The 17,218-nt window shown below is 39.4% G+C and carries 15 protein-coding genes and 1 riboswitch; of the genes, 7 read left to right on the forward strand and 8 right to left on the reverse strand.

What is annotated here, in order from left to right; genetic code table 11:
- Positions 1-29 precede the first annotated feature (29 nt).
- From AB7942_RS08520 to AB7942_RS08535, 4 genes are all read right to left on the reverse strand, one after another.
- A complete protein-coding gene (locus AB7942_RS08520; RefSeq protein WP_369446515.1) occupies positions 30-326 on the reverse strand; it encodes a lasso peptide biosynthesis PqqD family chaperone in 297 nt (98 codons plus the stop codon).
- A gap of 3 nt (positions 327-329) precedes the next feature.
- Complete coding sequence (locus tag AB7942_RS08525) at positions 330-1,256, reverse strand: aldolase (RefSeq protein WP_369446516.1); 927 nt, start codon at positions 1,254-1,256, stop codon at positions 330-332.
- A gap of 151 nt (positions 1,257-1,407) precedes the next feature.
- A complete protein-coding gene (locus AB7942_RS08530; protein WP_369446517.1) occupies positions 1,408-1,539 on the reverse strand; it encodes a paeninodin family lasso peptide in 132 nt (43 codons plus the stop codon).
- A gap of 16 nt (positions 1,540-1,555) precedes the next feature.
- The gene (locus tag AB7942_RS08535; protein ID WP_369446518.1) at positions 1,556-3,493 is read right to left on the reverse strand and encodes a lasso peptide isopeptide bond-forming cyclase; all 1,938 of its coding nucleotides are present in this window, start codon (positions 3,491-3,493) and stop codon (positions 1,556-1,558) included.
- Positions 3,494-3,893: 400 nt separating this feature from the next.
- Positions 3,894-4,008, forward strand: a riboswitch (SAM riboswitch).
- A gap of 81 nt (positions 4,009-4,089) precedes the next feature.
- On the opposite strand from AB7942_RS08535, the gene AB7942_RS08540 reads away from it, so the two are divergent.
- From AB7942_RS08540 to AB7942_RS08570, 7 genes are all read left to right on the forward strand, one after another.
- Positions 4,090-5,202, forward strand: coding sequence for a methionine biosynthesis PLP-dependent protein (locus AB7942_RS08540; protein WP_369446519.1), 1,113 nt, complete (start codon positions 4,090-4,092; stop codon positions 5,200-5,202).
- Positions 5,202-6,395 (forward strand): cystathionine beta-lyase, encoded by a 1,194-nt coding sequence (gene metC / locus AB7942_RS08545; RefSeq protein WP_369446520.1) that lies wholly within the window; start codon positions 5,202-5,204, stop codon positions 6,393-6,395. The genes AB7942_RS08540 and metC overlap by 1 nt, the downstream gene beginning before the upstream one ends.
- Positions 6,392-8,254, forward strand: a complete 1,863-nt coding sequence (locus tag AB7942_RS08550; protein ID WP_369446521.1) for a bifunctional homocysteine S-methyltransferase/methylenetetrahydrofolate reductase — start codon at positions 6,392-6,394, stop codon at positions 8,252-8,254. Before metC ends, AB7942_RS08550 begins: the two co-directional genes overlap by 4 nt.
- Positions 8,232-11,681 (forward strand): methionine synthase, encoded by a 3,450-nt coding sequence (gene metH, locus AB7942_RS08555; protein ID WP_369446522.1) that lies wholly within the window; start codon positions 8,232-8,234, stop codon positions 11,679-11,681. Before AB7942_RS08550 ends, metH begins: the two co-directional genes overlap by 23 nt.
- A gap of 296 nt (positions 11,682-11,977) precedes the next feature.
- Positions 11,978-12,391, forward strand: a complete 414-nt coding sequence (locus AB7942_RS08560; protein ID WP_369446523.1) for a MarR family winged helix-turn-helix transcriptional regulator — start codon at positions 11,978-11,980, stop codon at positions 12,389-12,391.
- Positions 12,392-12,405: 14 nt separating this feature from the next.
- Entirely contained in the window at positions 12,406-13,602 is a 1,197-nt protein-coding gene (locus AB7942_RS08565) for an MFS transporter (RefSeq protein ID WP_369446524.1), read from the forward strand.
- 83 nt (positions 13,603-13,685) lie between these two features.
- On the forward strand, positions 13,686-13,889 hold the full coding sequence (locus AB7942_RS08570) for a hypothetical protein (protein ID WP_088089425.1): 204 nt from the start codon (positions 13,686-13,688) through the stop codon (positions 13,887-13,889).
- Here AB7942_RS08570 and AB7942_RS08575 read toward each other — a convergent pair.
- From AB7942_RS08575 to AB7942_RS08590, 4 genes are read right to left on the reverse strand one after another with little or no spacing between them, the layout of a single operon-like run.
- On the reverse strand, positions 13,886-14,350 hold the full coding sequence (locus AB7942_RS08575; protein WP_142292200.1) for a hypothetical protein: 465 nt from the start codon (positions 14,348-14,350) through the stop codon (positions 13,886-13,888). The two genes, AB7942_RS08570 and AB7942_RS08575, sit on opposite strands and share 4 nt — an antisense overlap.
- 19 nt (positions 14,351-14,369) lie before the next feature.
- The gene (locus AB7942_RS08580) at positions 14,370-15,350 is read right to left on the reverse strand and encodes an ABC transporter ATP-binding protein (protein WP_369446525.1); all 981 of its coding nucleotides are present in this window, start codon (positions 15,348-15,350) and stop codon (positions 14,370-14,372) included.
- A complete protein-coding gene (locus AB7942_RS08585) occupies positions 15,343-16,347 on the reverse strand; it encodes an ABC transporter ATP-binding protein (RefSeq protein WP_369446526.1) in 1,005 nt (334 codons plus the stop codon). The genes AB7942_RS08580 and AB7942_RS08585 overlap by 8 nt, the downstream gene beginning before the upstream one ends.
- Before the next feature lie 18 nt (positions 16,348-16,365).
- Positions 16,366-17,196: an ABC transporter permease gene (locus AB7942_RS08590; protein WP_369446705.1), complete on the reverse strand. Its 831-nt coding sequence runs from the start codon at positions 17,194-17,196 to the stop codon at positions 16,366-16,368.
- Between the last annotated feature and the right edge of the window lie 22 nt (positions 17,197-17,218).

Raw genomic sequence — 17,218 nt, forward strand, 5'->3', positions numbered from 1 at the left:
TACTTATTCATAAATTATAGGTTATTAGATTAATTGTCTGATATTTCAATTAAACCCTCTTCAACTAAATGGTATAAAAATGAAATGACTTGTTCTTCACACTCGGTTTGGACAACATTATATTTTGATTTTAATAGTGATATTAATTGATTAACAGGAATCTTTTCTTCAATTAAATCCCAAATCTCTCCACCAATTTCACCTAAATTGTAGTACTTTCCATTTTTAACACTTAACATTACTTTTTCTCCACCCATATCACTAACGATATTTCCTTTAACTTGGACAACAATTTTATTTAATGAAATTCCTTTATTTTTAATCATTACTTAATCTCCTTTATTTACGGCATTTAATATTATCGATACTAATTGAGTTGCACTAAATCCATAAATAGGCCGTTGCAATTGATATATATCTATTTTATTAAGGATTCCTGCAGTTGTATGGAAATGCCAGTCCATTAGCCCTAAATCTCTAAGTAGGAAATTTCGGAATGTATGAGTAAATAGTGTAGAAAATCTTTCAAGATTTTCAATTTTACGAAGTTTAGTATCTTTATTTTCAGATATAACTAATTCAAAGATACCAGCAAGTGGTAGTTGGGTTGAAACGTATCCTGAGGTAACTGGAACACTGTATTTCGTTTCTCTACCAAAAATCGAGCGGAAATTATTTGCCTCCATTCCAAAATTATTTAGACTATCCTGCCATAGCTTTTGCTGCGGATAAGATGGAGTAACGATTGGAAAGCCATCTTTTGAAAATGATACAGCAATAATATCATCACTTAAAATATTAAAACCTTCGCTTAAGAATGCGGAGGCCAGTGTAGATTTACCTGCACCTGAATCTCCAATAAAGGCATATGCCTTGCCATTAATGGCTATTGAACTGCCGTGTAACGGCAATATTTTTCTTTGCATTAAAATCGAACACATACAAGTGCCAAGTATAAGAAGTCGGATTTGATCTTCATCCGCGTCTTTCATAGGTGAAACAGTTATTTTTTTTCCATCTTGTATACTAAATGTTGCAATATCCGAAATTTGAAACATAACTAAATTCTCATTGACCACAAATTTATTTGGTCCATCGGATAGCTCAAAATATAAATTAGTTATATCATCAATTTTTATCTCAATATCTATCAATTCCAATTGTTCACTCATCATAACTAATTCAGGAAAATAAAGATCACTTGCTACTGTTAAGCCAAAAGCTTTATAAATTAGTTTTTGTTTAACTCCTAACATTATTTCCACTCCAATATTTCATGGTTATTTAAAAGCCCTTATACTCTAATTCACGTATAAGGGCTTTTACATGTAAATCTAATGATTACCACAATCTACGTGGTTCCATATGTACGAAATCCAAGCAGATTTGAACAATCGGTAATCTATATCAACTCCATATTTTACCATCTTTTGTACCAGCCGGATAATCTCTATCCAGTTGAGTATGGTTGTTAGTATTAGCCAGTGTCATACTTACATCAAGCACTTCTAATACAGGTTTTTGCCAATCCTTTTTCATATATTCTCACCCCCTTTCAAGCAAATTGATTAAGATATCGATAAAGAATTAAACTATGCATCGAAATTCTATAATTATAATCAGTAGCAAATTCTGGCCGAGCTCCTTCTTCAACTTTTAACATAGCTGTCTTTATCACTTCGCTATTTAAGTATTCTATAATTCTTTTATCTGTACTAAGTTGTCGAAGCTCATCTTTAAAGTTGTCCCAGTATGGAACCATCCGATGAACCCAATCTGCCCCCTGTACACCTCGTATACTTTGATTTAGCCTAACATTATCAGGTAAATAATTCTCTGTGGAATTCCTGACAAGAGCTCGATCTAAACCATTCTGAACAAATTGTTCCTCTGGTACTGATAAACAAAAACGGACTACTCTTAAATCATTAGTGGGATCCCGTTCCTGTACTGCATAACGTAAAGATAATTTAGCAGAGAGTGTATTAGTCGAATTCCAATGAAAAACATCTTCAAAGTGTCTAACTCTTTGTTCGTACACATTTTTTGTGGAGAACCACCCTGTTTGATCAATACCATAGTCTTTAAGTTTGTTATAAACGTTCGTCCGGATAGCAAACTCTTTGTTTATTATTTGGGGTTCTGTATATATTGTCTCTTCTGGAAAGACTCGATCAATAAACGGAAACGCTATTCTGGTTAACTCAGGAAGCCTACTTAACCTTGGTCCTCCCGTTTTTTTACTATATTGGTTTAGCTCATGGATAAGACGAATCCACTTCATTTTCTTTAAAAGGATAGCGTAATATTCTAAGGCAGGTCCCCAAGATATGCTTAAGTTACCTCTCCCACCAATTAACAATACTCCTATCCCTTCCTCTTGGGCCTTCTCATACATTCCTTTTCTCCAAAATGAATTATGAAAGAATTTGTATGGCATCTCTAAAATATCTATAAAGTCATCGATATCAGAATAAGAATTTTTGCCTTCAAAATCTAAATAGTGATCCTTGATTCCACCTACGTAATTTACGGTTGACTGAATTAATGGTCTTTCATCAGGCATTAAATACTTATGTGTATAATCTATAAAATCCTTGGCTGGGATATAACTGAAAGTATGTAATGGTTTTTCCGTTCCTAAAGTTTTTTTAGCAAAGCTAACAACTGAACCAGAATCTAACCCTCCGCTCAATTGTGATCCAACCCCAAGGTAAGTTCGCAAACATGATTTTACAGCTTTTTGAAATACCTCTTGAAAAGCTTCTACATACTCTCCGTTTGACTTTAGTTTTAGTGGTTCACTCAATGTTAATTTACAATATCTTGTAATATTTATCTTATCTCCAACTATCGTTATGCAATGTGAGGGAGGTAATTGTTCTATATCTTTATATGGAGTAAGAGATGTATCTACTTCACCTACAGGTCCCGATATGGCCAGAAATTGTGCGAGCCATTGTTCGTTCATTACCTTTTCAATATAAGGTAAAGAAAATAAAGGGTGTATGACAGTACAAAATGCAAATTTTTGTCGATTGCGTAGAAAGTATAGGGTTCGAACTCCAGAGAAATCCCTCGCCCCAAAAAGTTTTCGTTTCCTCTCATCCCAAATCATAAAGGCAAAATCACCTACTAAATATTTCGGAGACTCTTCTCCCCATTTATGATAAGAAAGTAAGATTAGTTCACTATCAGTAATATCTTTTCTTTTCCTTTTATCAACTTGTAATCTCTCAAATAATTCGTCTCGATTATCAATAATAGCATCAGCAGTAATCGCTAACTTTCGTTCATGATCATAGTATGGAAGTTTTTCACCTACTGACTCAGGTGTAATCCATTGAGCATGGCAGCCAAGGAAGACTTTGTCACTATGACAGGTTTGAATATCATCAGCCGGATATTTTTCTAATTCTTTCATTATTCGATTTCCGTGCTCTAGATTGATAGGTTCATCATTTAAATGATAAATTCCGGCTATCGCGCTCATCTTTTCCTCCTGCCTGGCTACAAATTATTATTATCTATTATTTTAAGATTCTTTTATCAGTTCACTAAAAAGAACACCGAGCCCGTACTTAACTATAAGGAAATTCAATCGAATTTAAAGTCCCCTATTTATAGTATTATTTTAATAAAATGGTCTGAATCTAATTAGTTTTATAACTTATTACCTATATAATACTCTATATAAGTTCTTTATTACGAACATGTGATAAATTTATAATATATCCTCATACTATCAGTGTCAACTATTTTTCATAAAGAATGATTATATTTTAATGATCGGATATTTAACTCTAATTTCCTCATTATAATAAGGTTTTATAAAAAGTAATTGACACTCCCATGGAATTGTAGTAAATTTTATAAATAATCTAAATATTACTTTCTTATCAAGAGAGGTTGAGGGAATGGCCCGAAGACACCTCAGCAACCATCAATGGCTCGCTATTGAAAAGGTGCTAAGTCCTGCAAATTATTCTCTAATTTGCGAGATAAGAAGAATGACAAATGTGTAATCTGACAAAAGTCTTCTTCTTATAGAAGGCTTTTTTTATTTTTATAAAACAAGGAGAGTGCATTATGTACAAAATTGATACGAAACTTGCCCAAATTGGAAATCGTAGTGAAACAGCAACTGGCACCGTAAATCCGCCTGTATACTTCTCAACGGCATTCCGCCATGAGGGAATTGGCCAATCAACTGGGTTTGACTATACCCGAACAGGGAATCCTACGCGCCAGCTCTTAGAAAAAACAATTGCTGATTTAGAGTGCGGTGATCAAGGATTTGCCTGCAGCTCTGGTATGGCAGCAATTCTAACCATACTTGCTTTATTTCAATCTGGTGATGAATGGCTGGTAAGTGAGGATTTATACGGCGGTACCTACCGTTTATTAGAAAAAGGCTATCAAAAATGGGGCTTGAAAAGTCAATATGTTAATACCTGTTGTCCGGAAGAGATTGAAAAGAAAATTACGCCGCAAACAAAGGCCATCTTCCTTGAGACACCAACCAATCCGCTTATGCAGGAATCCGATATTGCCGCTGTTTCAAAGATTGCCAAGGAACATGGACTATTGCTAATTGTGGATAACACTTTCTATACTCCACTGTTACAACAGCCGATAATACTTGGTGCTGATATTGTTATCCATAGTGCGACGAAATACTTAGGTGGCCATAATGATGTTCTAGCCGGACTTATTGTCGCTAAAGGAAAAGAGCTTTGTGAAGCATTGGCATTCCATCATAATGGTGCTGGAGCAGTGCTGAGCCCATTCGATTCCTGGTTATTAATGCGTGGTATGAAAACTTTATCACTACGAATGGAACGACATGAAAAAAATGCAAAGAATATTGTCGAATTTCTATCCCAGCATGATGCTGTCACAGATGTTCTCTACCCAGGACGCGGCGGAATGGTTTCCTTTAGAATTAAGGACGAAGCATGGGTGAATCCATTTTTACAGAATTTAAATTTAATCAGTTTTGCAGAAAGCTTAGGTGGAACAGAAAGCTTCATTACTTATCCAGCAACGCAAACACATATGGATATCCCAGAAGAGATTCGCATTCAAGCAGGCGTTTGCAATCGTTTATTGCGTTTCTCCGTTGGACTTGAGGATTCACAAGACATCATTGAAGATTTGGAAAATGCTTTTGCCCGTGTTCAAGAAGGAGTGATTGCATAATGGCACACGAAGAATACACATTTGAAACCAGGCTCCTTCATAATAAGCACAAAATTGATCCTACAACAGGAGCGGTTAGTGTACCCATACAGCATGCATCGACCTTTCACCAATCTGATTTCGATCAATTTGGCAAGTACGATTATGGCCGCAGTTTAAATCCGACAAGGGAAGCACTTGAAGATGTCATTGCTGAACTTGAAGGCGGGTTAAAAGGCTTTGCCTTCTCATCTGGTATGGCCGCCATTTCGACGGCATTTCTCCTGCTATCTGCAGGTGATCATATTGTCATTACGGAAGATGTCTACGGCGGTACATTTCGGATGGTCACAGAGGTTCTCACGCGGCTCGGAATTGAACATACCTTCGTCGATATGACGAATTTAAATGAAGTAAAACAAGCCATTCAGGCAAATACAAAAGCGTTCTATGTGGAAACACCATCGAATCCATTAATGAAAGTGACGGACATTAAGGCGATTAGCAATTTAGCTAAGGAAACGGGTGCGTTAACATTTGTCGATAACACCTTCCTTACCCCTTCCCACCAAAGGCCATTGGAGTTAGGTGCCGATGTCGTGCTCCATAGCGCGACGAAATTTTTATCGGGCCATAGTGATGTCGTTGCCGGACTTGCTGTCGTCAAAGACGAAAACTTGGCGAAAAGATTAGGTTTCTTGCAAAATGGGTTTGGGGCGATTTTGGGTGTTCAAGATGCATGGCTCGTATTAAGAGGGATCAAAACGCTGCACGTCCGACTGGAACAATCACAAAAATCGGCTATTAAACTAGCGGAATTTTTAGATGCGCATCCGCTTGTTGAAAAGGTTCATTACCCAGGGTTGGAAAATCACCCACAATATCAAATTCAGAAAGCGCAAGCAGCTGGTCCAGGAGCGGTCTTATCGTTTGAATTGGCTAATGAAGATGCACTTCGCACCTTTCTTGCCAATGTAAAAATTCCTGTATTTGCTGTCAGTCTCGGAGCGGTAGAATCGATTCTTTCCTATCCAGCAAAAATGTCCCATGCAGCAATGCCTCAAGAAGCGCGGGAGAAGCGCGGGATTACAAATAGTCTGGTTCGCTTATCGGTCGGACTTGAAAATCCTGATGATTTAATGAAGGATTTTTCACAAGCATTTAAGCAGGTTGAACAAAGTCAGTTGGTATTTCAACGAGGAGAAACATCATGAGTCTTTTAGAAAAATTAAAAAATCAAATTTTAATAGCGGATGGAGCGATGGGTACACTGCTTTATTCCTACGGAGTCGATTCATGCTCTGAGGAGTTGAATTTATCTCAGCCGGAACAAATCCAAAATATCCATCAGGCATACATTGACGCCGGAGCCGATGTCATCCAAACCAATTCCTATGCTGCTAACTATTTAAAATTGCAGCGCTATGGATTAGAAGATTCAGTTAAAGAGATTAATAGTGCCGCAGTCCGTCACGCCAAACAGGCAGCTCAAAATAACGCTTATGTGCTTGGAACAATGGGTGGAAACCGCGGGATTAAAACGAACTCTATTACAATAGAAGAAATAAAACGGAGCTTTCGCGAACAGCTTTATTGCCTCCTTCTCGAAGGGGTGGATGGAATTTTACTTGAAACCTTTTACGACCTGGAGGAACTTGAAACCATTCTAACCATTGCGAGGAAGGAAACGAAGATTCCGATTATTGCACAAGTTTCCCTTCAGGAGCCTGGATTTTTACAGGATCGTACGCCAGTAAATGACGCCTTAAAAAGACTTGAAGGACTTGGGGCGGATGTCGTTGGTCTTAATTGCCGACTAGGCCCCCATCATATGCTCCTAGCACTTGAACAGATTGAACTTCCGAAGCATGCCTATCTTTCTGCCTATCCAAATGCCAGCCTTCCAACTTATACAGACGGAAAGTTTCATTATGAAGGAGATCCAGATTATTTTCGGAACTCAGCTAAAGCGTTCCGAAATCAAGGGGTTCGGTTGCTTGGGGGCTGCTGTGGTACCACACCTGAACATATCAAAGCCTATGCTTCTGAACTAAAGAATAGTGTTCCAATTACTGAAAAAGTAGTAAAATTAGAGCCAAAGAAGATAATCGTTGAATCGCTTGCGCCAAAAAGGGAGTTTACTCCCCTGCAGGAACTCGTGAAAGAGAGACCATCGGTTATCGTTGAATTAGATCCACCTAGAAAACTAGATACAACAAAGTTTTTCCAAGGAGCTAAAGCCTTAAAAGAAGCGGGAATCGATTCGATTACCTTAGCTGATAATTCACTAGCAACCGTCCGAATTTCCAACGAATCGCTGGGCTATTTAGTGAAACAGGACATAGGAATGCGTCCGCTCATTCATATTGCGTGCCGTGACCGCAATATTATCGGCTTGCAATCGCATTTAATGGGTCTGCATACACTTGGGATGAATGATGTTCTTGCTATTACTGGTGATCCTGCAAGAGTAGGCGATTTTCCAGGTGCATCATCTGTTTACGATGTGTCCTCCTTTGAACTTATTCAAATGATTAAGCAGTTGAATGAAGGATTGTCTTTTTCAGGGAAAGATCTGGGGCAAAAGACAGACTTTAGCATTGCGGCAGCCTTTAATCCCAATGTCCGCTCACTGGAGAAAGCCGTGAAGAGACTTGAGAAAAAAGTTCATTATGGGGCAGATTACTTTATCTCCCAACCGGTTTTTTCAGAGGAAAAATTACTCGAAGTTTATGAACATACAAAGCATCTTGATGCTCCAATCTATATTGGCTTAATGCCACTAACTAGCAGCAAGAACGCTGAGTTCCTCCATAATGAAGTACCTGGTATTAAGATTGCCGATACGATCCGCCAGCGGATGGCCCAACTGAATGATCAACCGCTTCAAGCTGCCCGAGAAGGAATTGCCATTACTAAGTCACTAATCGATGCAGCCTTAGATTTATTTAACGGTATTTATTTGATTACACCATTTTTACGTTATGAATTAACTGCTGAATTAGCGTTATATACTCATCAGCGTGCCAGTGAATTGAGGGGGAACAACTATGCCGAAAACACCATTTTCTGAACAACTCAAAAAACGAATCCTCGTCATGGACGGGGCAATGGGTACAATGATCCAAGAAGCAAATCTTACTGCTGAAGATTTTGGCGGTGAGCAGTATGAAGGCTGTAACGAGCACTTGAATTTAACGGCTCCATCCGTCATTGCTAATATTCATCGTGAATACTTAGAGGCCGGGGCAGATATCATTGAAACCAATACATTTGGGGCGGCAAGCCTGGTTCTCGATGAATATGAACTTGGTTTTAAAGCCTATGAAATTAATAAAATAGCTGCCTTTCTTGCTGTGAAAGAAGCTTACAAAGTTTCAACTGATGAGTGGCCGCGTTATGTGGCGGGCTCAATGGGCCCAACAACAAAAACCTTAAGTGTAACAGGTGGAACTACTTTTGATGCACTTGCAGCCGCATACGAGGAACAAGCCATCGGCCTAATTGATGGCGGTGTCGATTTACTGCTTCTTGAAACGAGTCAGGATATGTTGAATGTAAAAGCAGGCTATGTTGGTATCGAAAGGGCGTTTGAAAAAACCGGCAAAACACTGCCGTTGTTTATTTCGGGGACAATCGAACCAATGGGTACTACACTCGCTGGGCAGTCGATTGAATCGTTTTTCATATCCGTCGAACATATGAATCCCATTGCTGTTGGACTTAACTGTGCAACAGGGCCAGAATTCATGCAGGACCATGTCCGCTCATTAGCAAATCTAGCATCGACAGCCGTCAGCTGTTATCCAAATGCAGGTTTGCCTGATGAAGAAGGTCATTATCATGAAACACCAGAGACTTTAGCAAAAAAGCTGTCTGATTTTGCCGCCCATGGCTGGCTTAATATTGTTGGTGGCTGTTGTGGGACGACTCCAGACCATATTAAGGCGATTGCCGATGCGATGAAAGCCTACCAACCAAGAGAATTTAAACAAACCTCAGTTCATATGGTTTCCGGGATTGAACCATTCATCTATGACGATCCAACGTTAAGACCCATCATGGTCGGCGAACGGACGAATGTAATTGGCTCACGTAAATTCAAACGGTTAATTACCGAGGGAAAATTTGAGGAAGCATCAGAGATTGCCCGAGCCCAAGTCAAAGGCGGCGCGCATGTCATTGATCTTTGCCTTGCCGACCCTGACCGTGAAGAAATCGTTGATATGGAAAACTTTATTAAAGAAGTGGTTAAGAAAGTAAAAGCTCCCCTAGTGATCGATTCAACCGACGAAAAGGTCATCGAAAGAGCCCTTAAATATTCACAAGGAAAAGCGATTATCAATTCCATTAATCTTGAAGATGGTGAGGAACGATTTGAGGCAGTTGTCCCATTAATCCATCGCTATGGTGCTGCGGTCGTCGTTGGAACCATTGATGAGGAAGGCATGGGAGTAACTGCACAGCAAAAGCTGGCCATTGCTAAACGCTCTTATGATTTATTAGTGAACAAATATCACCTGAAGCCACAGGATCTCATTTTTGATCCGCTTGTTTTTCCAGTTGGTACGGGAGATGAACAATATATTGGTTCCGCCAAGGCAACAGTTGAAGGCATCCGGTTAATTAAGGAACAGTTCCCAGAAGTACAAACGATTCTTGGAATTAGTAATGTCTCCTTCGGGCTCCCTCCTGTCGGTAGAGAAATTCTAAACTCTGTCTTCCTTTACCACTGCACCCAGGCTGGACTTGATTATGCTATTGTTAATACAGAAAAACTAGAACGGTTTGCATCTATTTCAAAAGAAGAAGTTCAATTGGCGGAGGCCCTCTTGTTTGATACAACAGATGAGTCGCTCGCTACATTCACTGAATTTTACCGTGGCAAAAAGAAAGAACCGAAAACAACCGTTCCAAATATGACCTTAGAAGAGAGACTCGCCTATTATGTGGTTGAAGGGACAAAAGAAGGCTTGCTGCCGGATCTAGATCTAGCGCTTGAAACATATCCTGCCCCGCTTGATATTATTAATGGACCATTAATGGATGGGATGAAAGAGGTTGGCCGCCTCTTTAACGACAACCAGCTCATCGTTGCTGAGGTGCTCCAAAGTGCTGAAGTAATGAAAGCAGCCGTTTCGCATTTAGAACCTCATATGGAAAAAGGCGATGTTTCTGCTACAAAAGGGAAAATCATTTTAGCTACCGTAAAAGGCGATGTCCATGATATCGGTAAAAACCTCGTCGATATTATTCTTAGCAATAATGGCTATGAAGTCATCGACCTTGGGATTAAGGTGAATCCAACTGACTTAGTTCAAGCCATTCTTAGAGAAAAACCAGACATGGTTGGTTTATCGGGTTTGCTGGTGAAATCTGCGCAGCAAATGGTGTTAACAGCACAGGATATGAAGGATTCCGGTATAGCAGTACCTATCCTCGTTGGCGGTGCGGCTCTTTCTCGGAAATTCACAGATACGAAGATTGCCAAAGAATATGACGGCCTTGTCCTTTATGCAAAGGATGCAATGAATGGTTTAGCCCTTGCGAATCAATTGAATTCGGAAGAGGAAGTTCAGAAATTAATGCTTGCGAAAAATGAAAAATTAGCCTCTTTAGCTATTCCTAGGGAGTTTGAGCGCCCCTCGACTGTTTCTGTTGCTGTAAAACCGAAACCGGCAGTATCGACCCAGGTTCCCGTCTTTACACCAATGGACACAAAGAGGCATATCCTTAAATCGTATTCACTTTCACATATCGAGCCCTATATCAATATGCAAATGTTGATTGGCCACCATCTAGGTGTAAAAGGGAAAATTGCGAAGTTGATAGCTGAGAAGGATGAAAAGGCTGTTAAGGTAAAAGAAGTCGTGGATCAATTACTAGCAAATGCTAGTGCAAACAATTGGATTACGCCTGCCGCTGTTTATCAATTTTTCCCAGCACAATCCGATGGGAATAAGGTTATTATTTTTCATCCGGAAAATCCTGATCAAATTTTGGAAACGTTCGATTTCCCACGTCAGGAATCAGCACCAGGTCTTTGCTTAGCTGATTTTCTAAAGTCAGTTGATAGCGGTGAAAAGGACTATGTAGGCTTCTTCACCGTTACGGCTGGTAGAGGAATTCGTGAAAAGGCAGATCAATTTAAAGCGGAAGGACGCTTTTTGGAATGCCATGCACTTCAATCATTGGCACTTGAAACGGCGGAAGGCTTCGCTGAATTAATTCACCGCCAAATGCGTGACCGTTGGGGCTTCCCAGATCCACTGGATTTCAGCATGCAAGACCGATTTGCGGCCAAATATCCAGGTCAGCGTTTTTCGTTCGGCTACCCTGCTTGTCCTGAATTAGAGGATCAGAAAAAACTATTTAAGTTAATTCAACCGGAGGAAATCGGGATTCAGTTAACAGATGGCTGTATGATGGAGCCTGAAGCATCTGTCTCTGCAATCGTATTTGCTCATCCGGAAGCAAGGTATTTTAATGTGTTAAGATAAGGATTTTTTATGAGATTCCGCGGAATAAGTTCGTCATTCCGCGGAATTTTTCTTTTTCCGAGAGCACCTCTTGTCGTTATTCCGCCAAAAGGGGATTGAATTCCACCAAACTTGTTTGGGATTCCGCCAATGTGTGTGGATTTCCGCCAAACCAAAACATGATTCCGCCTACTTTGTATTTATTCCGCGAACCGGATTTACAACCTTAAATCTGTGAACCTTTCTTGACATTTTCCAACAAATCTACTATAGTTACCTAGGTAACTAATTAGTAATTTTTGAGGTGACCTACATAAATGAATAGCCATGAATTATTCCATACGCTGCATCAGCTATCACGCCATCTTACCAATACACTCAATGAAGCATTAAAACCATTAGGGTTATACGGGTCACAATGGTCTGTCATTTTTGTTTTAAAAACCAAAGTCTCTTTAAGCCAAAAAGAACTTTGTGATTACTTATTTGTTGAGGCACCTCCAATGACCCGTACCATTCAACGGCTTGTTAAACAAGGATACGTACGTCAGGTCCCCGGTAAAGACAAACGTGAGAAACTGATTCAATTAACAGATGTGGCGTTAAAGATGTTCCCCGAATGGGAAAGAAGAGTCTTTGAAACGAATCAGTCAATATTGAAGCATTTCCCAGAAACATCACAGGAGGAGCTTTTAAATTTGCAAAAAAGCTGGTTGCAACAGCTTTTATAAAAGGAGCGGATCATATGAATAAACCTAAATTATGGACGAAAAGTTTTATAAGTATTTCTTTAAGTAACTTCTTTCTATTTTTAACCTTTTATGTTTTACTCGTCACACTTCCTATTTATGCGATACAGGAGTTCCATAGCAATGCATCAGAAGCGGGATTGATGACAACGGTCTTTTTATTTTCAGCGATTATCTCCCGTCCTCTGGCCGGTCAATGGCTTGAAAAAGCTGGTCACAAAAAGGTGCTGCTTACCGCACTGATAATTTTCTCAGGCGCCTCCCTGTTATACTTTTTTCCAAAAACAATCATTGGTTTTCTTTTCATTCGGTTATTACACGGAATTGGTTTTGGCATGGCAACAACCGCTGCAGGCGCAATCGTGGCAGATCTCATCCCGACTTCACGCCGTGGTGAAGGCATGGGCTATTTTATTATGTCGACGAATATGGCGATGGTGCTAGGGCCATTTATCGGCTTAACGGCCATTCAGCAATGGGGAGCAAAAACCCTGTTTATCGTCAGTGTCATTGTCGCGATTGGGGCCCTGATTACAGGTTTAAGCGTAAAGGTTAAAGAAATGGGGCAAGCAGACCAAATGGTCGTCCATTCTGCGTTTTCATTTCGAAGCTTTTTCGAAGTTTCCGCCATTCCTATCGCAATTGTCGGCTGCTTTCTTGCCATCGTTTATTCAGCGCTTCTTTCTTTCGTATCTGTATTTGCCACTGAAATACACCTTACCGAGATTTCTAGTCTTTTCTTTGTCGTCTATGCGATTGTTTTATTGATTTCAAGACCTTTTACTGGAAAATGGTTAGACCAGCATGGTCCCAATGTGATTGTCTATCCATCCATCGTATTGTTTGCCATTGGGATGTTTATTTTAAGTCAAAGCGGCAGCGCGGTCAGCTTTCTCCTTTCAGCAGGAATGATTGGTTTAGGCTGGGGAACACTTTTTCCAACCTTCCAGACCATCGCCATTCAAGATGCTGCGCCTAGAAAACGAGGGTTAGCTACAGCTACTTTCCTATCAATCTATGATATTGGTATTGCATTAGGCTCGTTTCTTTTAGGCTTAGCGGCCGCAAAAATGGATTATAGTTCGCTCTACTTCTTATGTTCATTCTATATTCTTTTGGGTATTGTTCTTTATTACTTTCTTCATACGCGGAAACAAGCATCCGTGCCAGAACTAAAAAGTCTAAAACAATAAAAAGAATCAGCAATCACCTCTTCTCTAATAGTCAGTATTTGTTATATAATGGTATTCAAATTATTATTAGAGGAGTGATTGTTATGGCAAAATCTAAAGCCAAGAAATTGCGCGAAAAGCTGACTCGTGAAAGCAGAATCAATCCAGAAAAAAAGCGTAGCCCATTTGTTTTTACAGACATGAGGACGAGAAGAACTAAAACGAAAAAGGACCATTTATATCAATTTAAACACAAGAACCATCAATCCCAGGACGGAAATGATGGTTCTTTTTATCTAGTCAGTTAATTTAACTTGAAATTCGGTTTATACGTTAACTCAATTTTAAGCTGATACATGTCTTGGCCCTTGTCTTCTTCTTGCAAGACGACTGTCCAGTTTTTCGCTATCATGTTTCGGAGTGTCTGAAGATTATCGGCAGGCATTTTAACAGTATCTAGAAACTCTCCATTATCAACGAAATCTTCGCCTTCCTTCATTCCAAACTTAATGGCTAACAAGGATTTAAGTGCGCCTTTCGTCAAAAAAGAAAATTCATACCCAGACTTGATGGCCTGATGGCATTTCTGTTTATTTCCGTGATAATAGTCAACCATTGATTTCCATGAAGGAATACCTTCACCGATACTCTCAAGTAATTCTTCATTTCCTTCATTTAAAAGGGCAACGATAGTTGGATTATTAAATCCTTTTGCTTTCATCATTTCAAGCATTAGTGCATAATTTAACGCTAACTTTACCTTTTCCATTTTATCCATCACCCTCTTTTTAATATAAATGGCAGGCAACTAGATGCTCACCATCAACTTCTTTTAGAAGCGGATCTACTTCTGCACAGATTGGTTTAGCAAATGGACAGCGCGATCGGAAGCGACAGCCAGTTTCCATCTCAATTGGGCTTGGTAGCTCCCCTGTAATAATTTCTCGCTTGCTATTCTGTGCTTTGATTGGATCCGGTATTGGAATTGCAGATAATAATGCTTGCGTATATGGATGCAACGGTTTCTTGTATAGCTCATCACTCTTTGATATCTCGACCAATTTGCCAAGATACATCACACCGACCCGGTCTGAGATGTGGCGAACCATTGATAAATCATGTGCCACAAACAAATAAGTCAGCTTCATCTCACTCTGTAAATCTTCTAACATATTTATTACTTGTGCTTGAATGGAAACATCCAGTGCAGATATGGCTTCATCGCAAAGAATGAAATCAGGATTGATCGCTAACGCACGTGCAATACCAATTCTTTGACGCTGACCACCGCTAAATTCATGCGGAAATTTTTCTAAGTCATCCTTTTTCAGGCCTACTTTTTCAAGCATATCGATAATGACTTCTCTTCTTTCATTTTTCGATAATGCGGTATGAATCTCTAACGGTTCATCAATGATTTCTTCCACATTCATATAGGGGTTTAGTGATGAATACGGATCCTGAAAAATCATTTGCATTCTTTTTCGATACGGTTGAAGTTCTTTGTTCTTTAAGTTGGCAATATCTTTACCATCAAAAAGAATTTCTCCCGCAGTGGGGTCGTACAAACGATTAAGGGTTCTGCCCAATGTGGATTTACCACACCCCGATTCTCCAACAAGACCAAACGTTTCCCCTTTATAAATATGAAACGAGATATCATCGACAGCCTTTACAACTTGTTTATTTTTGCTGAACATAGAATTTTTTAATGGGAAGTATTTCTTTAGATTTTTAACTTCAATGAGTATTTGCTTTGTCTCAGTCATCTAGATGATCTCCTTCCACTGTTAAGAAGCACATACTTTTCTGTGTTGCTGAGAAGTTTTTGTATTCCGGTACCTCGATGAAACATTTATCCATCGCATACTCGCAACGTTCAGCAAATGGACAACCACTCTTCATACTCTGAAGCGACGGGGCGGCACCTTTTATAGACTTTAATCTCGTTTTTTCTCCGTCCACCCTTGGAATGGAGTTCAATAACGCTTTAGTATACGGATGTTTGGGTGAATAAAAGATTTCATGCACTAGCCCCTCTTCCATCACCATACCTGCATACATAACCAAAATGCGGCTGCAAATAGTCGCTACGACGCCAAGATCATGTGTAATAAACACTACCGACATATCGTTTTCTTGCTGCAGCTTTTTTAACAATTCTAGAATTTGAGCCTGGATCGTTACATCCAGAGCTGTCGTTGGTTCATCAGCAATTAATAGCTTCGGATTGCAAGCTAAAGCCATAGCAATTAATACCCTTTGTCTCATTCCACCTGAAAATTCATGGGGGTATTGATTAACCCTTGTTTCAGGAGAAGGAATTCCTACCATTCTCAGCAGTTCAACAGCCTCGAGCCTAGCTTCTTTCCTGTTCATACCTCTAACTCTTATTAGTAATTCAACAAGATGATCTCCTGCTTTTTTTAATGGATTGAGAGCTGTCATTGGATCTTGAAAAATCATCGCGATATCGCGACCCCTTATGGCCCTTTTTTCTTTTTTAGATAGGCTTTCGAAATTCTTCCCATCTAAAATGATTTCTCCTGCATCGACTTTTGCATTACTCGGAATAATGCCTAGAATCGATTTAACCAAGATACTTTTTCCGCTCCCTGATTCACCGACAATCCCTAATATTTCGCCCTTTTGAACAGTAAAGTCTATGCCACGGACCACCTCCGTTTTCGAGTTGCCATTGTAAAAGCTTGTACGGAGGTTTTTAACATCTAGTAAACTATTTTTATCCTTTACGTTATTGCTCATTACAGCTAGGCCTCCTAATTATTTCCCACTCGTCTTTGGCTCGACTACTACCCGAAGAATATCACCTAGTCTATTAAAAGAATAAACGGTTAGTACAATGAGAAGTCCAGGTAGTATTGCCATATATGGTGCATTGCCTAAATTTCCTTGTGCATTTTGAAGCATGCTTCCCCATGAAGATAATGGCTGTTGAATCCCGAGCCCAAGAAAGCTTAAGGCTGATTCCATTAATATTGCATTGGCAATACTTACGGTAGATGCCACGATGATAGTAGGAAAAACGGCTGGAATAATATGCTTCAAAATTACTTTTTTCAATGATTGTCCTGATGATTTAGCATATAAAACATATTCTCTTTCTTTTATCGAAAGGGTTTCAGCACGAACTAACCTAGCCGTGCTCATCCATGTAAAAAGACCAATAACAAGAATAATAGCTTTTAAACCTGGTGTAAGATAAATACTTACAACTGTCACAAGAATCATCCATGGAATGGAAGAAATCACATCGACGGTTCTCATTAAAAAGTTATCAACACGGCCACCAAAATAGCCGCTTATTGTCCCTATTAATACTCCAATACAAGTTGAAATAAGCATGGCTAAAATCCCAACTGTGAGGGAAATTCGCCCACCATATAAGGCTCTTGTTAGATAATCTCTACCAAGCTCGTCGGTTCCAAACCAATGCTTCGCACTTGGTCCTTCAAGAACACTTGTAACATCGACCTTATCAGGTGGATACGGAGACAAAAAGGCGAAGATAGATATAAATAAGATAAGAGTAAGGAAAATTAGGGCAATAGCCGCCGTTTTATTGCGTTTAAGTTCTTTTTTAAACTGTTGCATTCTTCTATTTTTCTTACCGGCC

The organism is Neobacillus sp. BF23-41, assembly GCF_041106275.1.

What these genes read in the sequence shown, in the direction of transcription:
- AB7942_RS08520 (WP_369446515.1), bottom strand. Translation starts at nt 326, where the DNA reads ATGATTAAAAATAAAGGAATTTCATTAAATAAAATTGTTGTCCAAGTT.
- AB7942_RS08525 (WP_369446516.1), bottom strand. Translation starts at nt 1,256, where the DNA reads ATGTTAGGAGTTAAACAAAAACTAATTTATAAAGCTTTTGGCTTAACA.
- AB7942_RS08530 (WP_369446517.1), bottom strand. Translation starts at nt 1,539, where the DNA reads ATGAAAAAGGATTGGCAAAAACCTGTATTAGAAGTGCTTGATGTAAGT.
- AB7942_RS08535 (WP_369446518.1), bottom strand. Translation starts at nt 3,493, where the DNA reads ATGAGCGCGATAGCCGGAATTTATCATTTAAATGATGAACCTATCAAT.
- AB7942_RS08540 (WP_369446519.1), top strand. Translation starts at nt 4,090, where the DNA reads ATGTACAAAATTGATACGAAACTTGCCCAAATTGGAAATCGTAGTGAA.
- metC (WP_369446520.1), top strand. Translation starts at nt 5,202, where the DNA reads ATGGCACACGAAGAATACACATTTGAAACCAGGCTCCTTCATAATAAG.
- AB7942_RS08550 (WP_369446521.1), top strand. Translation starts at nt 6,392, where the DNA reads ATGAGTCTTTTAGAAAAATTAAAAAATCAAATTTTAATAGCGGATGGA.
- metH (WP_369446522.1), top strand. Translation starts at nt 8,232, where the DNA reads ATGCCGAAAACACCATTTTCTGAACAACTCAAAAAACGAATCCTCGTC.
- AB7942_RS08560 (WP_369446523.1), top strand. Translation starts at nt 11,978, where the DNA reads ATGAATAGCCATGAATTATTCCATACGCTGCATCAGCTATCACGCCAT.
- AB7942_RS08565 (WP_369446524.1), top strand. Translation starts at nt 12,406, where the DNA reads ATGAATAAACCTAAATTATGGACGAAAAGTTTTATAAGTATTTCTTTA.
- AB7942_RS08570 (WP_088089425.1), top strand. Translation starts at nt 13,686, where the DNA reads ATGGCAAAATCTAAAGCCAAGAAATTGCGCGAAAAGCTGACTCGTGAA.
- AB7942_RS08575 (WP_142292200.1), bottom strand. Translation starts at nt 14,350, where the DNA reads ATGGAAAAGGTAAAGTTAGCGTTAAATTATGCACTAATGCTTGAAATG.
- AB7942_RS08580 (WP_369446525.1), bottom strand. Translation starts at nt 15,350, where the DNA reads ATGACTGAGACAAAGCAAATACTCATTGAAGTTAAAAATCTAAAGAAA.
- AB7942_RS08585 (WP_369446526.1), bottom strand. Translation starts at nt 16,347, where the DNA reads ATGAGCAATAACGTAAAGGATAAAAATAGTTTACTAGATGTTAAAAAC.
- AB7942_RS08590 (WP_369446705.1), bottom strand. Translation starts at nt 17,196, where the DNA reads ATGCAACAGTTTAAAAAAGAACTTAAACGCAATAAAACGGCGGCTATT.